At 61.7% G+C, this 21,654-nt stretch carries 26 protein-coding genes, 1 tRNA gene and 1 pseudogene; 12 read left to right on the forward strand and 16 right to left on the reverse strand.

From position 1 onward, the window contains the following. The first annotated feature begins 4 nt into the window (after positions 1 to 4). The 4 genes from modC to AC07R1_RS06820 all read left to right on the forward strand — a co-directional run bounded on the left by modC (position 5) and on the right by AC07R1_RS06820 (position 4,505). Positions 5 to 1,087, forward strand: coding sequence for a molybdenum ABC transporter ATP-binding protein (gene modC, locus AC07R1_RS06805; protein WP_011061696.1), 1,083 nt, complete (start codon positions 5 to 7; stop codon positions 1,085 to 1,087). Positions 1,088 to 1,167: 80 nt separating this feature from the next. Further along, on the forward strand, positions 1,168 to 2,205 hold the full coding sequence (locus AC07R1_RS06810; RefSeq protein WP_495110319.1) for a DNA topoisomerase IB: 1,038 nt from the start codon (positions 1,168 to 1,170) through the stop codon (positions 2,203 to 2,205). Between the two features lie 178 nt (positions 2,206 to 2,383). After that, on the forward strand, positions 2,384 to 4,024 hold the full coding sequence (locus tag AC07R1_RS06815) for an ABC-F family ATP-binding cassette domain-containing protein (RefSeq protein ID WP_495110320.1): 1,641 nt from the start codon (positions 2,384 to 2,386) through the stop codon (positions 4,022 to 4,024). A gap of 88 nt (positions 4,025 to 4,112) precedes the next feature. After that, positions 4,113 to 4,505, forward strand: coding sequence for a VOC family protein (locus AC07R1_RS06820; RefSeq protein ID WP_019094154.1), 393 nt, complete (start codon positions 4,113 to 4,115; stop codon positions 4,503 to 4,505). Between the two features lie 20 nt (positions 4,506 to 4,525). On the opposite strand, the gene AC07R1_RS06825 is transcribed toward AC07R1_RS06820, so the two are convergent. Together AC07R1_RS06825 and AC07R1_RS06830 are read right to left on the reverse strand one after the other, a co-directional pair. Beyond that, positions 4,526 to 4,846, reverse strand: coding sequence for a YbjQ family protein (locus AC07R1_RS06825; RefSeq protein WP_011061700.1), 321 nt, complete (start codon positions 4,844 to 4,846; stop codon positions 4,526 to 4,528). Between the two features lie 123 nt (positions 4,847 to 4,969). Further along, positions 4,970 to 5,128 (reverse strand): hypothetical protein, encoded by a 159-nt coding sequence (locus tag AC07R1_RS06830; protein WP_011061701.1) that lies wholly within the window; start codon positions 5,126 to 5,128, stop codon positions 4,970 to 4,972. Between the two features lie 179 nt (positions 5,129 to 5,307). On the opposite strand from AC07R1_RS06830, the gene AC07R1_RS06835 reads away from it, so the two are divergent. Continuing rightward, positions 5,308 to 5,592, forward strand: a complete 285-nt coding sequence (locus tag AC07R1_RS06835; protein WP_015635899.1) for a hypothetical protein — start codon at positions 5,308 to 5,310, stop codon at positions 5,590 to 5,592. 193 nt (positions 5,593 to 5,785) lie between these two features. On the opposite strand, the gene AC07R1_RS06840 is transcribed toward AC07R1_RS06835, so the two are convergent. Then, on the reverse strand, positions 5,786 to 6,172 hold the full coding sequence (locus tag AC07R1_RS06840; RefSeq protein WP_019094152.1) for an MliC family protein: 387 nt from the start codon (positions 6,170 to 6,172) through the stop codon (positions 5,786 to 5,788). Positions 6,173 to 6,441: 269 nt separating this feature from the next. Between AC07R1_RS06840 and AC07R1_RS06845 the strand changes: the two are divergent. Then, positions 6,442 to 7,115, forward strand: a pseudogene (locus AC07R1_RS06845) (polysaccharide lyase family 7 protein). A gap of 60 nt (positions 7,116 to 7,175) precedes the next feature. On the opposite strand, the gene AC07R1_RS06850 reads toward AC07R1_RS06845, so the two are convergent. Then, a complete protein-coding gene (locus tag AC07R1_RS06850; RefSeq protein WP_495110321.1) occupies positions 7,176 to 7,775 on the reverse strand; it encodes a GNAT family N-acetyltransferase in 600 nt (199 codons plus the stop codon). Positions 7,776 to 7,992: 217 nt separating this feature from the next. Between AC07R1_RS06850 and AC07R1_RS06855 the strand changes: the two genes are divergently transcribed. Continuing rightward, positions 7,993 to 8,940: a hypothetical protein gene (locus tag AC07R1_RS06855; protein WP_041752303.1), complete on the forward strand. Its 948-nt coding sequence runs from the start codon at positions 7,993 to 7,995 to the stop codon at positions 8,938 to 8,940. 71 nt (positions 8,941 to 9,011) lie between these two features. Here AC07R1_RS06855 and AC07R1_RS06860 read toward each other — a convergent pair whose 3' ends face one another. The 8 genes from AC07R1_RS06860 to AC07R1_RS06895 form a co-directional block, all read right to left on the reverse strand. Further along, positions 9,012 to 9,395 carry a c-type cytochrome gene (locus AC07R1_RS06860; RefSeq protein WP_015635903.1) on the reverse strand — a complete coding sequence of 128 codons (384 nt, stop codon included), beginning with the start codon at positions 9,393 to 9,395 and terminating at the stop codon, positions 9,012 to 9,014. 479 nt (positions 9,396 to 9,874) lie between these two features. Further along, positions 9,875 to 10,222: a hypothetical protein gene (locus tag AC07R1_RS06865; RefSeq protein ID WP_125063870.1), complete on the reverse strand. Its 348-nt coding sequence runs from the start codon at positions 10,220 to 10,222 to the stop codon at positions 9,875 to 9,877. Positions 10,223 to 10,351: 129 nt separating this feature from the next. Continuing rightward, a complete protein-coding gene (locus tag AC07R1_RS06870) occupies positions 10,352 to 10,993 on the reverse strand; it encodes a hypothetical protein (protein ID WP_041752304.1) in 642 nt (213 codons plus the stop codon). A 488-nt stretch (positions 10,994 to 11,481) separates the two neighbouring features. After that, positions 11,482 to 11,802 (reverse strand): hypothetical protein, encoded by a 321-nt coding sequence (locus tag AC07R1_RS06875; RefSeq protein WP_072441556.1) that lies wholly within the window; start codon positions 11,800 to 11,802, stop codon positions 11,482 to 11,484. Between the two features lie 265 nt (positions 11,803 to 12,067). After that, on the reverse strand, positions 12,068 to 12,700 hold the full coding sequence (locus tag AC07R1_RS06880; protein WP_072441552.1) for a hypothetical protein: 633 nt from the start codon (positions 12,698 to 12,700) through the stop codon (positions 12,068 to 12,070). Between the two features lie 634 nt (positions 12,701 to 13,334). After that, positions 13,335 to 13,421, reverse strand: a tRNA-Leu gene (locus AC07R1_RS06885). A 356-nt stretch (positions 13,422 to 13,777) separates the two neighbouring features. Beyond that, entirely contained in the window at positions 13,778 to 13,978 is a 201-nt protein-coding gene (locus tag AC07R1_RS06890) for a hypothetical protein (protein ID WP_015635906.1), read from the reverse strand. Positions 13,979 to 14,247: 269 nt separating this feature from the next. Beyond that, positions 14,248 to 14,511, reverse strand: a complete 264-nt coding sequence (locus tag AC07R1_RS06895; RefSeq protein WP_015635907.1) for a DUF1652 domain-containing protein — start codon at positions 14,509 to 14,511, stop codon at positions 14,248 to 14,250. A gap of 351 nt (positions 14,512 to 14,862) precedes the next feature. Here AC07R1_RS06895 and AC07R1_RS06900 point away from each other — a divergent pair, with 351 nt between their 5' ends. Beyond that, complete coding sequence (locus tag AC07R1_RS06900; RefSeq protein WP_015635908.1) at positions 14,863 to 15,351, forward strand: P-loop nucleotide/nucleoside kinase family protein; 489 nt, start codon at positions 14,863 to 14,865, stop codon at positions 15,349 to 15,351. Between the two features lie 607 nt (positions 15,352 to 15,958). Here AC07R1_RS06900 and AC07R1_RS06905 read toward each other — a convergent pair. After that, entirely contained in the window at positions 15,959 to 16,567 is a 609-nt protein-coding gene (locus AC07R1_RS06905; RefSeq protein ID WP_065364224.1) for an NAD(P)H-dependent oxidoreductase, read from the reverse strand. A 93-nt stretch (positions 16,568 to 16,660) separates the two neighbouring features. Here AC07R1_RS06905 and AC07R1_RS06910 point away from each other — a divergent pair, with 93 nt between their 5' ends. From AC07R1_RS06910 to AC07R1_RS06920, 3 genes are all read left to right on the forward strand, one after another. Beyond that, the gene (locus AC07R1_RS06910; protein WP_053152151.1) at positions 16,661 to 17,302 is read left to right on the forward strand and encodes a TetR/AcrR family transcriptional regulator; all 642 of its coding nucleotides are present in this window, start codon (positions 16,661 to 16,663) and stop codon (positions 17,300 to 17,302) included. A gap of 54 nt (positions 17,303 to 17,356) precedes the next feature. After that, positions 17,357 to 17,893, forward strand: a complete 537-nt coding sequence (locus tag AC07R1_RS06915; RefSeq protein ID WP_342403649.1) for an HD domain-containing protein — start codon at positions 17,357 to 17,359, stop codon at positions 17,891 to 17,893. Positions 17,894 to 17,988: 95 nt separating this feature from the next. Next, complete coding sequence (locus tag AC07R1_RS06920; RefSeq protein WP_262212037.1) at positions 17,989 to 18,723, forward strand: HAD family hydrolase; 735 nt, start codon at positions 17,989 to 17,991, stop codon at positions 18,721 to 18,723. A 125-nt stretch (positions 18,724 to 18,848) separates the two neighbouring features. Here the strand turns inward: AC07R1_RS06920 and AC07R1_RS06925 are convergent, their stop codons facing one another. Then, positions 18,849 to 19,334, reverse strand: coding sequence for a winged helix-turn-helix transcriptional regulator (locus tag AC07R1_RS06925; RefSeq protein ID WP_011061714.1), 486 nt, complete (start codon positions 19,332 to 19,334; stop codon positions 18,849 to 18,851). A 116-nt stretch (positions 19,335 to 19,450) separates the two neighbouring features. Here AC07R1_RS06925 and fabF point away from each other — a divergent pair, with 116 nt between their 5' ends. Next, positions 19,451 to 20,719, forward strand: coding sequence for a beta-ketoacyl-ACP synthase II (gene fabF, locus AC07R1_RS06930; RefSeq protein ID WP_401400363.1), 1,269 nt, complete (start codon positions 19,451 to 19,453; stop codon positions 20,717 to 20,719). 64 nt (positions 20,720 to 20,783) lie between these two features. On the opposite strand, the gene AC07R1_RS06935 is transcribed toward fabF, so the two are convergent. Together AC07R1_RS06935 and AC07R1_RS06940 are read right to left on the reverse strand one after the other, a co-directional pair. Next, positions 20,784 to 21,251 carry an anti-virulence regulator CigR family protein gene (locus AC07R1_RS06935; protein WP_093403564.1) on the reverse strand — a complete coding sequence of 156 codons (468 nt, stop codon included), beginning with the start codon at positions 21,249 to 21,251 and terminating at the stop codon, positions 20,784 to 20,786. Positions 21,252 to 21,383: 132 nt separating this feature from the next. Further along, entirely contained in the window at positions 21,384 to 21,617 is a 234-nt protein-coding gene (locus AC07R1_RS06940) for a YceK/YidQ family lipoprotein (RefSeq protein ID WP_011061717.1), read from the reverse strand. Positions 21,618 to 21,654: the final 37 nt, after the last annotated feature.

The raw sequence follows: 21,654 nt of genomic DNA on the forward strand, positions 1-21,654 counted from the left end.
GCCGATGAGCATTCACGTCAAGCTGCACCTGGGCTACCAGGACTTCGCCCTGGATCTCGACCTGCAACTGCCAGGGCGCGGGGTAACAGCCTTGTATGGACATTCGGGCTCGGGCAAGACCACCTGCCTGCGCTGCATCGCCGGCCTGGAAAAAGCCGGCCGCGGGCGCATCCAGATCAACGACGAAGTCTGGCAGGACAGCCAGCGCAAGCTGTTCGTCCCGCCCCACAAGCGCTCCCTGGGTTATGTGTTCCAGGAGGCCAGCCTGTTCGCCCACCTGTCCGTGCAAGCCAACCTGGAATTCGGCCTGCGGCGCATTGCCAAGGCACAGCGCCGGGTGGACATGGCCCAGGCCACTGAACTGCTGGGCATCGGCCACCTGCTGCAGCGCCACCCGCAGCACCTTTCCGGCGGCGAGCGCCAGCGCATCGGTATTGCCCGGGCGCTGCTCACCAGCCCGCGGCTGCTGCTGATGGACGAGCCCCTGGCGGCCCTGGATTCGAAACGCAAAAGCGAGATCCTGCCCTACCTGGAACGCTTGCACGACGAGCTGGATATCCCGGTGCTGTACGTCAGCCACTCCCAGGATGAAGTGGCGCGCCTGGCCGACCATATCGTCCTGCTCAGCGATGGCCGGGCCCTGGCCAGCGGCCCCGTGGGCGAGACCCTGGCGCGCCTGGACCTGCCCCTGGCCCTGGGTGACGACGCGGGCGTGGTGGTGGAAGGCCGGGTCAGCCATTACGACCCGGACTACCAGTTGCTGACCCTGCAACTGCCCGGCAGCCAGCTGACTATCCGCGTGGCCCACGAGCCTCTGGCACTGGGCAAGGCCTTGCGGTTCAAGGTCCAGGCCCGGGACGTCAGCCTGAGCCTGCAGGACAGCGAGCACAGCAGCATCCTCAACCGCCTGCCGGTAACGGTGCGCGACGAAATCCCCGCGGACAACGCCGCCCATGTGCTGGTGCGTCTGGACGTGGCGGGCAGCCCGTTGCTGGCGCGCATCACCCGCTTCTCCCGGGACCAGTTGAGCCTGCACCCCGGGCAGCAACTCTGGGCACAGATCAAGGCAGTGGCCGTCCTGGCGTAAACCGCAGAGAAAATCGGCACCCTTGGCCGAGGCCGCGGTCCATGGTCTACCGGCCCGCACTTTGCCCAGGACCTGCCGCCATGCCCGACGCTTGCGATACCCCCGCCCTGCCCGCCGACCTGCACTACACCGACGACCGCCAGCCGGGCATCCGGCGGCGCAAGCTGCGGGGCAAGTTCGTCTACTACGACGCCCAGGGCCAGCGCCTTACCCAGGCCGCCGAGGTACAGCGGATCAACGCCCTGGCGATTCCCCCGGCCTACGCAGAGGTGTGGATCTGCCCCGACCCCAAAGGCCATCTGCAGGCCACCGGCCGCGACGCAAGGGGCCGCAAGCAGTACCGCTACCACCCGCGTTGGCGCGAAGTGCGCGACGGTGACAAGTACGCCCGCCTGCTGGCGTTCGGCAACGCCTTGCCCAAGCTGCGCCGGCAGTTGCAGGCGCAATTGGCGGTGCCAGGCTTCAGCCGGGAAAAGGTCATGGCCACCTTGATCCTGCTGCTGGATGAAACCCTGATCCGCGTCGGCAACAGCCAGTATGCCCGGGACAATCGCTCCTACGGCCTGACCACGTTGCGCAACCGCCATGTACAGGTCAGCGGCAGCGCCATCCACTTCCAGTTCCGTGGCAAGAGCGGGGTCGAGCACCAGATCACCGTCAAGGACCCGCGCCTGGCACGGGTGGTCAAGCGCTGCCTGGAGTTGCCTGGGCAGCAGCTGTTCCAGTACCTGGACGAAGACGGTCAACGGCACCACGTCAGCTCGTCGGACATCAACGCCTGCCTGCAGCAACTGACCGGAGCCGACTTCACCGCCAAGGACTACCGCACCTGGGCCGGCAGCGTCCTGGCCCTGGAGCGGTTGCACCAGCAGCCTTGGGAGCCCCAGGCCGAGGCGAAGAAACACATAGTGGCAACGGTCAAGGAAGTGGCCCGGGAACTGGGTAACACTCCGGCGGTGTGCCGCAAGTGCTACATCCATCCGGCGCTGCTGGAGCGCTTCGTCCTCGGTGAGTTGGCGCAGTTGCCCAAGGCCCGGGCCCGCCAGGGCCTGAAGGCCGAGGAAGCGGGCCTGGCGAACTTTCTGCGGCGCCTGGCGAAGGAGGCCCAACCGGCCTGACGACGGCCACCTTCGAATTTGCGTACTTGTCAGTCAGAGAATTCTGAGGTTAGGCTACGCACCTTCTTTCCCGTCCAAGGACGATTGCCGACGTGAACAACTAAGCCTTCCAAAAATGTATCCGCGATGAGCACTGCTAGCGCTCATTGGCCTGTTGCCACATTTTCCGGAGGTGCTGATGACTCACGTCACCCGGCTGCCCGTACTGGTTTCCCTGAACCAGCTGACCTATCAATTCGCCAATGGCGAAACCCTGCTTGATGCCCTGAACCTGAGTTTCGATCGCCTGCCCACGGCCATCGTCGGGCGCAATGGCGTGGGCAAGTCCCTGCTGCTGCGCCTGATCGCCGGCGAGCTGCAACCCTCCTCCGGGAGCATCAGCCACACTGCCAGCGTGGCCTATGTGCCCCAGGACCCGCAGGTACAGCCGGGGCAGAGCGTGGCCCAGGTCGCCGGCCTCGCCGAGACGCTGGGCGCCCTGGAGCGCCTGGCCGACGGCAGCGCCAGCCTGGAAGACCTGCACCTGGTGGATGATCGCTGGGACCTGGCCCAGCGCCTGCGCCTGGCCCTGGATGAAGCCGGCCTGGAGCACGTGGAACCGCAGGGCCCGGCGGACGTCCTCAGCGGCGGCCAACTGGCCCGGGTGGTGCTGATCGGCGCCCTGCTGGGCAACGCCGACCTGCTGCTGCTCGACGAGCCCAGCAATCACCTGGACCGCCACGGCCGGCGCTGGCTGACGGAACAACTGCAAGGCTGGCGTGGAGGGCTGATCCTGGTCAGCCATGACCGCCAGTTGCTCATGCAGGTGCAACGCATCGTCGAACTCGGCCCCCAGGGCGCCCAGGTCCATGGCGGCAACTATGCGCTGTACCAGGCGCAGCGCCAGGCCCACAGCGAGGCGGCGCAGGCGGCGCTGGACCATGCGCGTACCCAGCGCAGCCGCGAGCACAAGCGCCTGCAACGGGAACACGACACCATCCAGCGCCACGCCGCGGCCTCGCGCCGGCACGCCAAGACCGCCAACGTCTCAGGCTTCGAACGGGCCAAGCTGCTCGGCGCCGCGCGGGACATCATGGGCCAGGTACGCCACGCCCATCAGGGGCACAAGAGCGAGCTCGACGAGCAGGTGCGCGACGCCTTTGCCCGGGTCGGCGCGCAGTCACCGACCTTGCTCACTCTGCCCGCCACCACCTTGCAGGCCGGCCAGCCGGTATTCAGTCTGCTGCAGGCGCAATTGCCCTGGCTGGACCCGCAAGCCCCGGCCAGCCGCCTCACCTGCAACGTCGTCGGCCCTGCGCGCATCGCCCTGGTCGGCCCCAATGGCTGCGGCAAGTCCACCTTGCTGAAACTGCTGGCCGGCCAGTTGCAGCCACTGAGCGGCGAATGCCGAGTGGCGGTAGCCAGTGCCTATCTGGATCAGCATCTGGCGCAACTCGATCCCGCACGCTCACTGCTCGAACAACTGGGCAACGCCGCCACGCCCCTGGAGGAAAGCGCCTTGCGTACCCGCCTGGCACGCCTGCAACTGGATGCCCGGCGGGTGCTGCAACCCTGCGCGCAACTGAGCGGCGGCGAGCGCCTGAAAGCCGCCCTGGCCCTGGCCCTGTGGGGCGGCAACCCAGCCCAACTGCTGTTGCTCGACGAACCCACCAACCACCTGGACCTGGAATCGGTGCAGGCCTTCGAATGCGCCCTGCGGGACTTTCCCGGGGCCCTGGTGGTGGCCTCCCACGATCAGGCCTTTCTCCAGGCCCTGGCGCCGACCCATGAGCTGCAATGCTCGGCCCTGGGCTGGCACCTGAGGGAGCAGCAGCCATGAAACAGCGGCTTACAACGACGGGCCCTGCGCAGCCGCAGGCCCGTGCTAGATTCGCCGCCTCACAATCCATGGACAGGAGCGTCACGCCATGCAGTTCGGATACACCATCATCTACGTACCCGAAGTCGAAGGTTCCTTACGCTTTTTCGAGCAGGCCTTTGGTTTCAAGCGGCGGTTTCTCCACGAATCCGGCACCTATGGCGAGCTGGAAACCGGCAGCACTACCCTGGCCTTCGCCGACCATGACCTGGCAGAAATGAATTTCCCGGCCGGCCATGTGGCGGCTCACTCCTCGCCCAGGCCCCTGGGCATGGAACTGGGGCTGGTCACCGCAGACGTGCAGGCGGCCCATGCCCGGGCCCTGGAGCACGGTGCCCGGGAACTGGCGCCCCCCACAAGCAAGCCCTGGGGGCAGACGGTGTCCTATGTGCGCTGCCCGGACGGCACTTTAGTGGAGCTGTGCACCCCGGTCGCGCCCTGAACGCCCGGAGGCGTTGAACGCTACTTGAGCCTGACGGCGGTGCCGGTGGCGAAGACCACTACCATGCCACCGCGCCCTGCCGGCATGCTGATCTCGAAATCCACGCCGACCACCGCATCGGCGTTGCACTGCCGGGCGCGCTCCTTGATTTCATTGGTGGCCTGTATCCGCGCTTCCTTCAGGGCGCGCTCCAGGGTCTGGGAGCGGCCGCCGAAAAAGTCGCGCATGCCGGCGAACAGGTCACGGACCACGTTGATGCCGTGGACCGATTCAGCGCTGACGATGTCCAGGTAGCTGGCAATTTCCCGGCCTTCGATATGGGCGGTGGTGGTGACAATCATGTGTTTCTCCCTTGAACGGACCACTCGCCCCGGCGCTTCGGGGCGGCAAAACCGGGGATGGTAACAGAGCCCGCCCAAGGCTTTGCCACAAACGACAGCCCCGCTCTGGAGCGGGGCTGCGGGTCACGGTTTCAAGGGACGTTCTTCATCCAGTTCCGACAGGCTTTTGCCATCATCCGGATGCTTCCAGGTCTGCGGAGGCGGCTCCTTGTGTTCAACCTCGTAGGGTGCCGTCTCATCGCTGCGTTCCTGCTCGTAAGGGCGTTGCTGTTGCGTTGCCATGCCCACCTCTCTTCCTGAAGGGATTTTTCACTCGCCTTAGCAGGTTAGAACAGATCTGCCGGGGGCTCGGAGTTTGCCGACAAAACAACGAACGTCGCCTGTGCCCTGCGGTCGTAAAAGTATGGAGACGCATCGAACACACGACGCGTGCTCCGTACTCACTCCGAAGGAGAAACGCGATGGTTACTCACTTCAAGGTCGCCGGGCATCTGGCCTGCGGTCATCACGGCACCCAACTGGCCTCCACCGGCGAACTGAACCGGGTCAAATGCCGCAGTTGCCGAAACACCGAGGTCTACAAGGAGGCCCGACGCAACCAGCGCAATGCCGCTCGTCGGGCTGCACGCAAGGCCAAGGCCAGCCATGGCGGCCAACTCTGGCGTAACGCCTGGACCGAACGCCTGACCGCCCTGCCGGGCCTGCAGCGTCTGCCACGGGGCTTTCACGGCCAGCCCTTCGTCTGAAACCGAAGCACGCCAGCGTGCCGGCCGAGTACGGGACTGGGCAAGGCCGGCCCCCTGAGGCGCAAGATGAAACTTCTTTCACCCAGCGGCGAAAAAGCGCTGTGTATAGTCGCCTCGCTCATTCAAGCAACTACGTTCGCCCGCACTCCCCGCGGGCTTTTTTTTGCCCGCGGGAAAGTGCGTAGGCGGTTTTTCAGTCCTGCTCGAGTTCCTTGCAGTCCTTGAGCAGGGTTTGCTCCGTGGCGGTGTGGTCCGCCTCCAGGAACGAGAGCACCCCCATCTTGCCCTTGGTGTGCCAGCGGAAGCTGTTCTGCTCGTCGTCCGCCACGTACAGGGCGCCGGAAGCGGAACGCGCGATGTGCATGGGGATCAACTGGTCCTTGTAATACAGCGTGGCAAACGAGGAGCCGTTGTCGATGTTCAGGTAGGCGGCGTCGATGCGCACCTGCCCTTCACACTGGTAGCGCGCTACCTGGCTCTGGTAGGCCGGCTCGGCGGTAGTGGTCTGGGCAGCCTGTGCCAACAGCGCCTGGCTTGAAGCCAGAACCGCGGCGCAGAGCATTGCAGGATGAGTTTTCATGGTGTTCCCCCAGTCGTTCAAAGATGCCCAATGGGACTGGCAGGGGCGTTTTTAGTTCAGGCTGATCAAGCCCCTCGGACCACGGTGCGGTACAGCTCGAGGTAGAACTGCGGGTCGGTGAGGAACGGGGGCGACAGTCACATCGGCACCGCGGTCTAGCGGCTCCGGGGGCGCTCCGGGAAACAGCTCCCGCTGATGCCGCGGCCCCGCAGCCGCGAGTATCGCCCTGGACGCGGGCCCACCGACCGCCCCGACAAGGAAACCTCCACATGCCGGTAGACATCAGCACACTCGACATCGCCACCCCACTGCCCACCTCGGCCAGCAACCCGCTGGCACTGGAGCTCAACGGCAACCTCGCCCTGGCCCAATGCCCGAGCGTGATCTCGCGCCTGGCAGATGGCTCGATACAACTGTGCGCGCCGACCCGGGGCGCGGCGAGCAAAAGCACCCATCGAACCCGCTGCGAGTGGAAGGAATCCCGCTACTGGGCCCTGAGCAGCGCCGCCGATCATTGGAATCGCCAGCAGATGACCCTGACCAAGGTCAACTCGGCGCAGAAAGTGGTGGTTGCGCAAATGCATGTACGCGATGACGTGAATCCGGCCGTCAAGGTGTTCTGGGACAAGGGCACCCTGACCTATGCCCTGCGCCAGAGCTTCAACGGCGCCGACCCCAGGCCGCTACCGCTGCTCGGCGGCGTCCCGCTCGACGCGCTGTTCCAGCTCAGCATCCACTGCACCTACGCTGGGCTGATCACCATCGGCGCCAGTTGCAATGGTCAGCAAGCCAGCTCTCCCCCGCACGCCCTGGACTCGACCTGGGATGGCCAGGTATTCGACTTTCATGGCGGGATCTACAACCAGATCGATTTCACCCCAACACTCCGGCGGAGGATGGCTCGGCCTGCATCATCAGCCAGCTGTCGCTCAGCCACGCCTAGCACCTGGCTGGGGGGGGTGCCTTGCGGTAGTCACGCCGTCCGGGTGCTCCTGGCACCTTGTCAGGAAGGTACCTGCTCCTCGCTGCGATCACGGGGCATCAGGGCCAGGTAGTCGGCTAGCGCATCCCCGGCCAGGGGCTTGATCATGATCCGCACCTGGTGCTGCAAGCGCCCCAGCTCGATCCCGTCACGGGTACGCACCTGGGCATAACCGCAGGCATTCCAGAAACCCTGTGCCCGGGCATTGTCCTGGACCACGCTCAAGCGCAGCCAGCGTGCGCCCTCGCCCGCAGCCCAGGCCTCCAGCTCAGCGTGCAACTGCCGGGCAAGGGAGCTGCCGTGACAGGGGGTAGCCAGCATGAACAGGCCTATGTGCCAGACCCCTTGTGCCAACAGGTCGGTGACAATGCTGACGAACGCCAGCAGGCGCCCTTCACTGTCGAAGTAACCGATTTTCCACTTGCGGGTGTAGGACCAGCCCGCTGGCAGTGCATCATCGATCTCGTCGCGCGCCTCGTCCGGCTGCGGCGCTGCACCGTGGACGATATGGAAATACTCCGGGTTCTCGACAAAGAAACGCTGCAACAGCGCTGCGTCATCCAGGGTGATTTCCCTGGGCGCGAGCCCGGTTGCTGATGACGGCAGTAGCCTTGATTGCATGCTGTGGAGCCCCTGGAAGACGCTAGGCCGGCAGGTCGGCGACGGATCCTAGCGTCCGGCCAGGCCCTGAGGACAGAGTTTATTTGTTGGAATAATGTGTATCGCCCAGCGCTCGCTTCACAGCGGGCCGCCCTCGCCGCTTTGTTATGATCGGCCCTCACCATGCCCAGCGTTTATCCAGCAGGCCCGCGCCTGCGTTACCCGCGGAATCCAGCCCATGTCCAATCCCTTGTCTTCCCCTGGCTACCAGCGGCTGCTGGCCCTGCAGCAACGCATCCATGAGTTCACTCGGGAGCAGGCCGCCGAGCACGACGACACCGGCGAAGACCCGGCCGGCCCATTGTGGGCCAGCGACTACAACTACCTGGCCCTGGCGCCGATGCGTGACGGCCTGCATCTGGAGTACTACGGCGAGCTATGGGACGAGCCCTTTGCCTGGACCCTGGAATGCCTGGCAGAGCAGAGCGTGGCGGACACCCTCAGCTCGCTGCTGTTTTCCGGTGCCGATGAAGGCGCGAACGGTACCCGCGAGTGGGAGTTCAGCCCCTTGCTGGACAGTGCGGTGCAATTTCCCCGCCTCAGGTCATTGGCGATTCGCCCCACCGAACCTCAGGACCATAACGCTTCGTTGATCCAGAAGGCCGGCACCATCATGGAAGAAGCCGGTGAAATCGCCCGCTGGGTAGCAAAGACCCCGTACCTCAGCGAACTGACCCTGCCCAATGCCCCCAACGCGGACTTCTTCCAGGTCGACCTGCCACACCTTGCGCAACTGCGTATCGGCGCCCATTTCGACACCCAGGGTTTTATCGACAACCTCGCAGGCTCCAGCAACCTGCCGCGGTTGAGCAGCCTGGATTTCAGCGAATCCAGCGCACTTCAGCAAAGCTGGGCAAAAGACCGCGAGGAGCACGCCATCACGTCTTTTACCAGCTATGAAAGATTGTTTGCCAGCCACGCGTGCGACCCATTGCGGGCGCTGCGCTTGCGCAATACCTGCCTGAGCCTGGAACAACTCGAAGCCCTGCAGCGCCAGCGACCCAAACTGCCGATCATGGTGATCCAGGCCACCACTGGCGGTTACGTGAAGAATTTCGCCCGACAGGTATTTCCCTGGCAGCACCTGGTGCAGCCCGACCCGGGCAGCGATGAGCCTCAAGGCTAAAGCCAAGATTGATTGGCCACCGTCGCGGAGCAAGTGGCTCTTGGAACGCTATGCCAGCGCATATGAAGAACTCATCGAGTCTTTGAAATCACGTCACTCATGTATTGATTCAAATCGCGAAAATCCTTAACGCTCCAAGCATGCGGGGGCACCTTCACACCGTTCTCCCGCAAAGTTCTGGGAATCAAGTCTCCATTGGGGCGCAGTATTACCGACGACACAATCACACCCGGATACTCATTGAGTCGCTTTTTAAAAGCAGGGGTCGTCAGATCGGGTGTAGGAGGATTGCTCTTATTGGCCAGCGGCCCAGTTCCCTTGATATCGGCGCCGTGACACATGGCACATCGTTGCACATAGAGACTCTTGCCATTGGTGTTGTCCGCAAAGGAAAGCGTTGCTTGAATCAGCGAGAGCCCCCCCAGCGAAGCGATAAGCAATGCTTTTATGTTCATTTTTGCATCTGGGCTTGTTGTAGAAATCAGATCCCGGAGGCGGCGCAGCAACGCTCTGGGTCACATCTGAACCGAGAGTGTTGGTCAGCAACAGGCGTGTGTTTGCCAGAGGTGAACTTCAGCTCAAACGCAGTTCCGCATTCCATCCCGCCTCAAAAACCAGAAAGTAACTTATTGATTTTATTTTGTTATTTCTAGTTACAAACATTGAAAGCTGGCCATTCTCCTTTGCCCCGTCCTTGCTTGCAAGGCTCACTTTCAGCCTGTTCACGCTGCATCTGCACTTGGCCGCAACGCCTTGCTCCATCGCACCCGCCCCGCCTCTACGGGCGGGGCTGGGTGAGCGCCAGGCCCTTCGCCTCCCAAGGCTCAACTTAAAAGTGGCCCACCAGTAACCCCGCTTAAAGCAAGGAGCGTGGCGGGGAGAGGAAACGAAAAAGCCCTGCACAATCGCAGGGCTCGCTTTCACGGCATCAGGATCAATCAAGCAAATCCCAGGTCAGAGCGACGGCCGCAGCCGGGACGTTTGCAGCGACCCACAGGCCTTGTCCCGCAGAGACAAAGAGTGGGTTAGGCATCAACAGCTCAGAGCCGGAACCCGCAGCTGTATTGCCGTTCCCCGCAAAGATGATGGGCTTGGATTCATCACCGATACCGGTCGGTGCCGAGGTGCCCGAGTAGAGCCCCAACGCGCCGTTGGAGGGGCTAATCAAACCAGTCTGAATAATCAATCCATGAGTGTTTTCTGCGGGGTCTACAATTTTCACAACACGCGCCGGATTCATGGTTACGTTGCGAAAAAATTTGCCGACTTTAACTACTGACATAGTTTCACCTATTGAGCTTAATGATTTGTGCGGAGGCTTCCGCTTTCATGTCGCTCAAAGGCGATAAGTTCGAAGCTCTTGGCTTTCAATAAGCAGGCCACTAAAGCCCGATACAACCAAGCGTAACCTTTACTTGGTAATCAACATGTCGATGGTGCTGGTGTCGCAGACGTAGTTGGCCTTCTTGTCGAGGACCAAGTAAATGGCAGAGGATTGGGTGACAGGCACTTTGCTGACCGAGAAGACCGCGCCGCTGCCTCTGACCAAGCTACCCGACTGAAGAACCGTGTCGCCCTGATTCAAAGACCAAGCCACGCCATCACCGCAACTGTCATGAACGCTGTTAACTCGCCCGAGAATGTTGATCTCACCGACCACCGGACTGGTCCAGCGAATAACCGTCTGGCTATTCTGGCCTGGGTGAAAGGCCACGTTGCCAGCCGCAATGGTAAAGCTGCCGTTTGCCGTGTAGGTGTAAGGTTTCATGTGAACCGAAACATGCGCCCCAGAAACTTGGTCCATCCAGCAAGTAGCTGGGAGGTTGTTACACGAATCGGCTTTGAAGTATGGCAATAGGATGTAATTTTCAGCCTTGTTCACGCCGGAGAAGTTCTGCATAAACGACCAAGGTGAGCCTGGTGGCGCGCTCTCCTTCGCCAGGATTACATCCCTTGCCAAATTCCAGGACATGGCTGTGTCAGCAAAGGCGCTCATGCTGGCACCAAAACACGCCAAGAGACCGAGCAGGGAAACACTGATAGTTTTTTTCATTTGGATTGACCTATTGAGTCGAATGATTTGTCGCGGAAGACTCCGCTCTCATGTCGCTCAAAGGCGATGGCTCTAGGCTCGAGGCCTTCACACGGATGCATGCAAATCAGCATCAAGCTGATATTCACCTCCTATGCACCCGCGGAGTGGGGAAATTCTCTCAACAAAAAACTGTATATGCAACCAGTATTGTCCACCCAGTGCGCTATTTCCCCTGCCCAGAAGGATCCAGACCCGTGCCAGGAAGAACAGCCTCCCCCATCGCACACGCGGCCTTGGGGCAATCGATGCATGGCTTATAGCGTCCCGCAGGCGAATACATCCGTTAAGTACTACTGGGGGCTTCTCGGAGGTAGTCCTCCATACGCTTAAACCGCTCCGCCAACCTTGATCTCGGCACCTTCGAGCGGGCACTCCCCAACAGCAGACCGCACCAGCCCTGGCCATAAGGGCTGGAGGGGTAATGGAACCGTAAATGCGCTGTAGGATTACTGCAGGAGGTTAGGCTGGGTGGGAATCAGGTCCTGAATTTGAGCACAAGAGTAGGTGTTGGAGTAGTCATGGAAACGTGGCTTTATTTCGGCGCCATAGGTCACGCACTGGAACGCCGACGAACCTTTTTGCAAGATCAGAAAGTGCACCAGGCCGACTCGTGCTGGCGCCTGGTAGGCCGCCTTGACTTCATAGCCGCTACGCAGCAACTCGCTCACCGGAGTGGTGTCGCCCGCCAGGGAGAATGGGCTAGCGCCTACGAGGCCCAGCAGGGAGATGCTCAGGGAGATTTTTGCAATACGCTTGGTGATTGGCATGAATCCGTCGTCCATGAATGGAAAATGCCAAGTTACCTAAATTCAGCAACCCCGTCACGATCCCGGCCCGATCGAATTGCAGAATTTGGCGACCTGTGGAGCAGTTTGAACAGGCCAGCCCCGGATGCGATCAGCATCCTATGAAGCATGCCAATTGGCGCTCCTCCCGGCCGGTGCAGGCCGTTCGAGAATCCGTTTGAAACACCCCGGCCAGTCGAGCGCAGAGCCGCCTCACCTCGATAGTGGCTGGAGAGACGTGCTTCGTTCATTTATCCAGATTCAATGGTTCCTGCATCCGGTCCCCTATCATTCCCCGCAACCACGCAGCATGAAACTCCATCTCCTCCAGAGAAGTGCCCTCGGCCAATCGATATACGAACTCCTTGCCCCTCGGCCCCTGGCACACGACACTAAAATGGCCATCGCGGTCATAACTGGCGAGCACGTAAGGGCAGATACAAATGATGTCGCTAAATGGCACTTGCACTTCGGCGGGCTTGCGAGCGCGACGGGTGACCGTGAGAGTAAGCAGTTGCTGGTTTTCGTCGAACGTGAAGGCCAGCACTCTAGATGCAGAAAAAATCCACGCGAAGACCAGCCCCATGAGCACAACAGACCCACACAGGAGCTGGATGAACGACGACGTTGTGAGGCTAGACCCATCGCCGCTCGGTTCACCTGGCATCGCTTCGAACCCGAGTAGGAGCAGTAGCGTCAGCACCAAGCCCGGCAACAACCCAAGCACCACAAAGCAGAAACCCAAAATGGCCGCCCCCGTGCTTCCAATGGTCAGCAAGTCCGGGCCGCGATGCCAAACAGGTGGGTGAACGGCAGGGCTTTCAGCGCTTGACGCAACTAGAGGCGTTGCGATGCGGTGAGGTGGACTTTGACTATCCATCTAGCAGGTTCCAGAGATGTAGCGTAGACGGTACCACTACTGCCAGATAGTTCGGCCTAGAGTTACCAGGCTTTTTTCACCACCTCTACTTGCGAACTTCCCCCAAAGAACCACCGGCAAATACCTGGCGATCAGGGCGCCAACAAATAGACGCACATAGCGGATTCATCGATGCTGAAGGGGCGCAAGCCCTTCTCTGCCGCAAGAGCATGCCAAGTATCCGAGCGCTGAGTTGATTTACCCGCCTACTCGACAACTAGTGACAGTGTGATCTATCACTCAAGATCAAGTTGCCGCCATGCTATCCGGCACACGCTCTTGCTCGCCTGATCAAGTAGTAGGCGATCCCCAAGGCAATGATTGCGGGCCCCACGTTATCGAGCTTTGTAGGACCATCGGCCAAATGTCGCCCGGCCTGCACGAGCATGAGGACAGCACCGACATACAGGATCGCCACCTTAAAACGCTTCCAGCTCATTTAGCCCTCCCGCTTTGGAGATGACCGAACAGTGCACGCGCAATCGCAAGGGCAAGAAGGTCTCACCCACAAAGCGAATTGCGGAGCAGTATTTGAAGTTGCGAATTGATTCAGAGTAAGGCTCACTCAAAAAACCGTGCAAGCCCTTGAAATAGATGGTGCCCGAAGCCGGAATCGAACCGGCACGCCCTTACGAGCGGGGGATTTTAAGTCCCATGCGTCTACCAGTTTCGCCATTCGGGCGGTAGCGCGATAACGCGGCACTGGAACATTCAATCGGCATCAGGCCGTCCAGTGCTTGAAGCAGGGAGTGGAATATATACATCCAGTCCTTGTGAAGCAAGGTCGAAGCCGGCAAAAAAGCCCGGTTCCCGACTCGCTGTCGAGGGTAAAAAAACACGGTAAATCAGAGATCTACAGCGTCATCCCGAGGTTCAACCAGGGGCCGCACGGCCTCTCGCCAATTCCCTCAGCGGCGGCAAGACTAACATGGCGCCATAAGCCAACCAACTGATTTTTAAAGACTTATCCTGAAATGACAGCCTCGGACGAAGCTCCTGCCAGCAATGTCCAGCAAGAGTTTCCTCCCCGGGCAGCCCTCAAGCTTGCGCGGAAAAACTCAAGGAGAGCTTGAGCGCGTCGTCCTTGGCGACCGCCTGCTCGGCCTCCAGATGCGCTGCGAACTCCTGCTCCACCGGCGCCTCGGGACCTTTGACTTGAGCAACCGAGCGGTTGTGTTCCAGTACTTTCGAGAGTTGGGCGTAGCTGTAGTTGGCGGGAGGCGTATTGCCGATGTTCATGAAGACCTTCCTTGAATGGGTAAAGACCAAGCCAGGTGCAGAAAGCCTCGAGCACCGCCCGAGTTGCGCACCCTTGGGTGAAAATGGCGAGGGAGGTTAACAGCTATAACCAGAAAGACGTACATCAAGCGCCTGTGGAGTTCGCCCAGTACAGATGACCTCGCCATCCATGAACCGGTAAAGAGTCATAGATACTGGGCGAACGCTGTAACGCTATGCCCTCGCAATGACATGTTCAACTGTCAGCAATACGCGCCTCCCCGCCCCCCTCAGCCGGCGTAGTGGGTGAAGGCCCCGGCAAAGGCTCGGCGCCCTGCCCGCAATTCGGTACGCAGTTCGCCAATCAGATTGGAGATGTCGCGCACGCTGGTGAGTTCGGCAGTGGAGACACCGGTGAGCAGCAAGTCCACCCGGCCCGACTCTGCATCGTAGATCTTGATGGTCAGGGAGCCGTTGGGGTTCAGGGCGCAGGCGCAGGACAGCGGGAGAAAGCCGGACTCCAATATGTGGCAAAGCTCGCTGGTAGAGAGCATGGCTTCTCGCCTGTATGGGGGAGGTGAAGTTTGCCCGTTCAGGATAGGCCTGTATGCGCGTTTGTGTATCAGAAAAAACACAGAGAAATGTTAACTACCCCGCAGTTATCGAATGCCTGCGCAATGCCTCAGCGCTTCGAAATGATGGAGGCTTGTGCATGGCCGGGCTGTTTTTTTTCGTGGCGACTCTGTAGTTTCCACAACATGAACCCGATCCCCCGGCCTGGCCTCGCAGCGATTATTACCCCCTTCATCAGCAAGGGGGCTAGCGGCCGTCCAGGCTGTCAAGAACCCGCCTCGGAGGCGGGGTTGACCACCACTCTTCTGAGGCAACTACCCCAGGAGAAAACCATGAAGCACTCATCACCCGCCGTACTGCATTTACTGTGCGGCAAGATCGCCTCGGGCAAGTCCACCCTGGCCAGGCAGCTGGCAGAGGCGCACGGCAGCGTCCTGATCTCTGAAGACCAGTGGCTGGCAGGCCTGTATCCGGAGCAGATTCATTCGATTGCCGACTACCTGCTCCACGCCCAGCGCCTGGCAAGTGTGCTGGAACCGCTGGTGATCGCCATGTTGCGCGCTGGAACCTGTGTCGTCCTGGACTTTCCCGCCAATACCGTCGCCCAGCGAACCTGGCTGCGAGCGCTGGCGGACCAGGCCGGCACCCCTCATCAATTGCATGTACTGGATGTGGATGAAGCCCAGTGCAAGGCAAGGCTGCGCGAGCGCAATCGTCTGGGCGATCACCCGTTTGCCGCCAGCGACGAGCAGTTCGAACGGATTAGCCGCTACTTCGTGCCGCCTCAGGAGGAGGAAGGGCTGCACATCGTCCGGCACTAGGCGTATCGGCAGTCACGGTCGGGTGAGCCAGGTGCCCGATCGTGAATCCTGTGCATCCAGCCCATGGGGAAAAAGCGGCCCGTGACAAATTCCAGGCAAAAAAAAGCCCAAGTAGCTGATGGACACTTGGGGCTAAAAATGCATAAACCGTGGTAGGTGAACGCAGGGCTATAGTAACGGAATCGTACATTCTGTAACAACATATTTTGAGAAAAAAACCACAAATAAAACCACCTAAGTCATTAAATATCCACACTTTTTTTGAGCCTTTGGATTTCAGGACAGGTTTCTGGAAGGCCTCCATCAGTGTTGGAGCCGCGAAAAAAAGGTGCCAGCCACGCACCTACGATGCTTCCTGAAGCATTCAACAAAATAGCGTTGAAAATTCACAGAATCGCAACAGACAGATAACAGCAGCCACCTTAAATTGCCGGCACCCGTCCGAATGGAATGTGCCGGTATGAATGAATTTCTTGATGCCCTGCCCTTGCTGCTCTGCCTGACGACCTTCGCCTGGTGCTGCTGGGGCTAGAGCCAGCCCGACCTCCGACCGCGACCACCGCCCGCCCCTTCCCGCCCTGCCCCTCTGGATATGCCTGGCAAAGCCTTACACCGGCTCGGCGAGCCTGTGGGCGCTGAACAAGGCCTGCCCGATAGCCCGGGCCCTTTGCAGATTGGCGGCTTGGGCGCCGGACTCCGACTCGTACAGCAACTGCGACGTCATCACACTGGCCCCGCAGTAATCGAAGATCCCGTGATCAATCTGAGCCTGCATCGCTTCGAGGTAGCGGTGACGCTCATAGGTACCGGCATCAGCCCCAGCCACCCCTACCAGATGCACCCGAAGGCGCCCCAGCTTTTTCACCAACCTGGCATCGGCCTGGAAATCAAACGCCCAGCCATTGCTGAACACCCGGTCGATCCACCCCTTGAGCAGCGCTGGCATGGACCACCAGTAGACCGGATAGACCAGTACCAGAGCATCAGCGCGATCGATCCGGGCCTGCTCGGCGAGAACGTCCACAGGAGGGGTGACCTGGGTTCTGTGTACCGCAATATCTGCAGCGCCGAAACGCGGCTCGAAGCCTTCGCTCCAGAGATCGGCAATCTCGAAGGAGTGCTCCGCAGACTCGGCCAGGCCTTCGGCAATCTGCCGGGCAAGGCTGTGGGTCAGGGACCTGGGGTCGTGATGGGCAAAGACAAGAAGTGCGTGCATGGCGACTACTCCCACAAGCGCATTGCGCTGATTGCAGAGGATTTATATACTTTTAGTAAGTTACAACCAATAACCTACCTTTGGTATATAAGCATGTCAAGCCGCCAGAACACCGATGCCTCACCGCGCCGTCGCCTGACCCGGGAACAGCGCCTGCAGCAGTTGATGGGCGTGGCCTGGCAGATAGTTCGCGAACAAGGCACCGAGGCCCTGACACTGGGGCACCTGGCAGAACAGGCCGGTGTCACCAAACCCGTGGTCTACGATCATTTCGACACTCGGGCGGTACTCCTGGCGGCCCTCTACCAGGACTACGATCAGCGTCAGACCGCACTCATGGAGCAGGCGCTGGAGACTGCCAGCCCCACGCTGGCGGCTCGCGCCGATGTGATTGCCGCGTCCTATATGGATTGTGTGCAACGCCAGGGCCGCGAAATCCCTGGGGTGATCGCCGCCCTGGCCAGCTCGCCGGAGCTGGAACAGACCAAGCGTGAATACGAGGCCACCTTCCTGGAAACCTGTCGAGGTGCCCTTGAGCCCTTCGCGAACGGCGCCGTGATAGGCACCGCGGGCCTGCGGGCCATGCTCGGCGCCGCTAAAGCGCTGTCCCATGCCGCCACACTGGGAGAGATCAGCTTCGGCCAAGCCCAGGAAGAGCTCTGCGACACCATCGTGGCCATGGTCGAAAGAGCCCGCGCCAGGCAACGCACGCCGGCATCCGGCGCTTCCCGTTAATTGTGAACCGACTCTTGAAAACACGCCCCGAAGGGGTACCGCAAGGACGCTGCAATGCTATTGACCCAACTGGAACTACTGGACGAACTGCTGCAACGCTATCGCGGCGAGCTGGGCAAGGATTTCACCGGCTATCGCAACCATGTGTACCGGGTCATCAACTTCTGCCACCTGCTTACAGGCACTGATGCCCTGCAGTTGCAGAAACTCTCCATTGCCGGAGCCTTTCATGATCTGGGGATCTGGACCGCCAGGACCTTCGACTACCTGCCACCCTCGTTACACCTGGCCGAAGCCTATCTGGAGGAAATCGGCAGGCCGGAATGGGCAGCCGAGGTGCTGCCAATGATTGAACTGCACCACAAGATCACCCCTACTGCCGAGCAGCCGGGTAGCCTGGTGGAAGGCTTTCGCCGCGCCGACTGGATTGATGTCTCCCTGGGCATGCTGAGCTTTGGTCTATCGCGCCAGGATCGGCGTCGAGTGTTTGCCGCATTTCCCGATGCCGGCTTTCATCTGCGCCTGGTTCAATTGTCCGCCAGACGGCTGTTGACCCGTCCCTGGAACCCCCTTCCCATGCTGCGTCTGTAGACCTGTAGCAGAAGCATCCACTCGGAACGCGTAGACTGCAGCGATCCCAGGCAAAACCGGCCGCGTATCCACGGCCGCCATCAATGAGAACACCCATGCCGCCCCACCCGCCAACCGGCCCCCTCGCCCCCACGGGCTTGCCATCCCAGGCCCCACAATCCGTAGCCCAGGCGCTTGCCCCGGACACCATCGGGATCAACCCCGATGCCAGCCAGGTGCTCTCGGTGTTCGATTTCGACGGCACCCTGACCCGCCATGACAGCTTCGTACCCTTTCTCAGGTTTGCCTTCGGCCACCGCCAGTTCAACCGGCGGTTACTCGGCCTGGCCCTGCCCAGCCTGAGGTTCCTGATACGCCGGGTCGATCGCGACCAGCTCAAGGCGCAACTGATCAGCACCTTCCTCACAGGCGTCGAGGCCGCCTGGCTCCAGCAGCGGGCAGAAGCTTTCTGCCAGCAGGCCTGGGACCGACTGATGCGCCCGGCGGGCCTGCAGGCGGTGGCCCAGGAGCTGCGCTCAGGCGCCCTGGTAACCCTGTGCTCTGCCTCCCCGGCCCTGGTCCTGCAACCTTTCGCCACACGCCTGGGGATCAGCTTGATCGGCACCGAACTGGAGGTGGTCGACGGCATACTGAGCGGGCGTATCACCGGCAACAATTGCCGTTGCCAGAACAAGGTCCTGCGCCTGGAAAGCGTCTACGGTCCGCTGAACCAGTATCGGCTCCGGGCCTGGGGCGATACCCGCGGCGACCGTGAGCTGCTGGCTGCAGCCCAGGACGCCCACTGGCGGCACTTTCACCCTTCATGGCGGCGCGGGCAGCGAGCACGCTGAGACGCCGGCCAGCCTGCGGACGATAACGCCCTGGCAGCCACCAGCCAGAATCTGCTGGATACCCCAGAACCTGGGCGTCGCACAGCAACCCGCCGCACCCGCGGCATCGAACCAGGCGCCAGGGCTCAGTCAGCCGTAGCCCCCAGGCGCTGGCGCATGCTGGCACTGGCCGCGGGCCCGGCTTGCACCGTGCACGCCTGCAATGCCACCAACCGGCCGCTGGCGACCTCCGCCATCACAGGCTGTACCGCAAGCCCGGTTTCCCGCTCGACAAGTTGCACGCTCTCACCTTCGGGAGCGTAGTGACGATTGCCCCAGGCCACGAAAGCCATGAGCACCACGCGAAAGTCCTCGCCCTTGGCCGTGGGCACATATTGATAGCGCAGAGGGCGCTGGCTGTAGGCCTCACGCACGAGCAACCCATCCTCCACCAGGGAATTGAGACGCCGGGTCAGCATGTTCGGGGCGATCTCCAGGCTGCGGGCAAACTCGTCGAAGCGCCGCAAGCCATGCAAGGCATCGCGCATGATCAAGATGCTCCACCACTCCCCCACCCGCTCCAGGCCTCGGGCGATCGGACACTCGGCTTCAATCAGACTCTTTCGTTGCATGGCTGGCTCCTGCACTGCACCTCGGTAATTATGGATTCGGATGTTACTTTCATGATGATAGTATCGTCCACGTTTCGTTGTTCCCCAATCACGTACGCTGAAGGAGCAGGATCCGCATGAGCAAACGCATCGTAGTCACCGGCATGGGCGCAATCACGCCACTGGGTTGTGGAGTCGAACAGGTATGGCGGCGCCTGCTGGCAGGCCAGTCCGGCATCCGCTCGTTACCGGAAGAACTCATCGGCGAGCTGTCGACCACCATCGGCGGCCAGGTGCCCGACTCGCTCCAGGACCCGAAGGCCGGCTTCGACCCGGACCAACTGCTGGCCCCCAAGGAACAGCGCAAGATGGATCGCTTCATCCTCTTCGCCCTGGCCGCGGCCGAGGAGGCCCTGGCCCAGGCCGGCTGGAAGCCGGATACCGCAGAAGCCCAGGAACGCACGGCCACCATCATCGCCTCCGGGGTGGGCGGCTTCCCGGCCATCGCCGAAGCGGTACGCACCACCGACAGCAAGGGCCCGCGCCGCCTGTCGCCGTTCACCATTCCCTCGTTCCTGAGCAACATGGCCGCCGGGCACGTGTCGATCCGCCATGGTCTAAAGGGCCCCCTGGGCGCGCCGGTGACCGCCTGTGCCGCCGGGGTCCAGGCGATTGGCGATGCCGCACGGATGATCCGCGCCGGGGAAATCGACATCGCAGTGTGTGGCGGTGCAGAGGCGGCCATCCACCGGGTCAGCCTGGGCGGCTTCGCCGCAGCCCGCGCCTTGTCCAGCGAATTCAACGACACCCCGGAACGCGCTTCCCGTCCGTTCGACCAGGCTCGGGATGGTTTTGTCATGGGTGAAGGCGCCGGCCTGCTGGTCATCGAGGAACTGGAACATGCCCTGGCCCGCGGCGCCCGGCCCATCGCCGAGCTGGTGGGCTACGGCACCAGCGCCGACGCCTACCACATGACGGCCGGCCCGGAAGACGGCGACGGCGCCCGTCGCGCCATGCAGCAGGCCCTGCGCCAGGCCGGTATCCAGGCATCCCAGGTGCAGCACCTCAATGCCCACGCCACCTCCACCCCCGTGGGTGACAAAGGCGAGCTGGCTGCTATCAGAACGGTGTTCGGCACCGACAGTGGACTGGCCATCAGCGCCACCAAATCCGCCACTGGCCACCTGCTGGGTGCGGCCGGAGGAATCGAGGCGATCTTCACCATCCTCGCCCTGCGCGATCAGATCGCCCCGGCCACCCTCAACCTGGAAAACCCGGACAGCGCCGCCGCAGGGCTGGACCTGGTCAGGGGGCAGGCTCGCCAACTGGCCATGCAATACGCACTGTCCAATGGCTTCGGCTTTGGCGGGGTGAATGCCAGCGTGCTGTTCAAGCGCTGGGAATAGCCCTTCGGGCCAGGGCTCCCTGCCGGGGTTTGAGTTGCGATTGGCTGAAACCCCGGCAGCCCCATCAGTTCAACACGTCATTCAGCACTTCGTAGATGACCCCGCTGGCAATGGCCACCAGGATCAGGTCCGTACCGGCCTGCCGCCACTCATACCCCTCATAGCGTGGCAGTTGCCCGAGCAGCCGGCTGTCCAGCTTCTTGGCGATGCCTGGTGGAAGGGGCTTGCCACGGGCCAGGTTCTTCTGGATACCGGGAGGCAACGCCGGTCCCGGGCTCCAGTAATCACGGTGCCCACCCAAGATGCCGAGCACGTTGCCACGATCGATGCTCGGGCCATGGCTCCAATCGTCAGCAGCAGGTTTCTTGCCCTTGCCGTGGCCCTCCCGGTTGCCCTGGCCACGATCATCCTGGGCGCCCTGCTTGGAATGGCCTTGCCCCTTGCCCCCGCCCGGATCGGCCAGTACCAGGGGGGAAGCCGCAGCCAGGAACAGGCAGGCAAGAACGGTAACAAGCGGACGCGATGTGTGCATGGTGGTTCTCCTCAGGCAGCGATTGCCAGAATCAACTCTAGACGGCCTTTCTATCCTGGGATCGTCCCCGCCCCTGAGCACGGATCGGCCCGCCCACTCACCTGCCCGTTCAGCCCAGCTGAACCTCGAGAGTCAAAGGCTGCAACTGTGCTGGTATTCAAAGGGAAACATCAGCGTATCCACCACCCCGGAAAACGGCGCATCCAGCGCCAGAAACGGCCAGAGTACGCCGTTGTTTTCCTTTGCCAGGGCCCAGTCCATGCGCACGCCGATATAGGGACAGGTGTAGGGAGTGGTTCGGGTCATCAATGCCGTGCACCCGCTCAGCCCCAGGGTCAGCACCAGCCACAACAGACTACGCAACACGTAACGTCCTTATTACTTGCATCGGCAAGCACCATGG

The sequence above is a fragment of the Pseudomonas sp. GW821-FHT07F01 genome, from assembly GCF_059418825.1.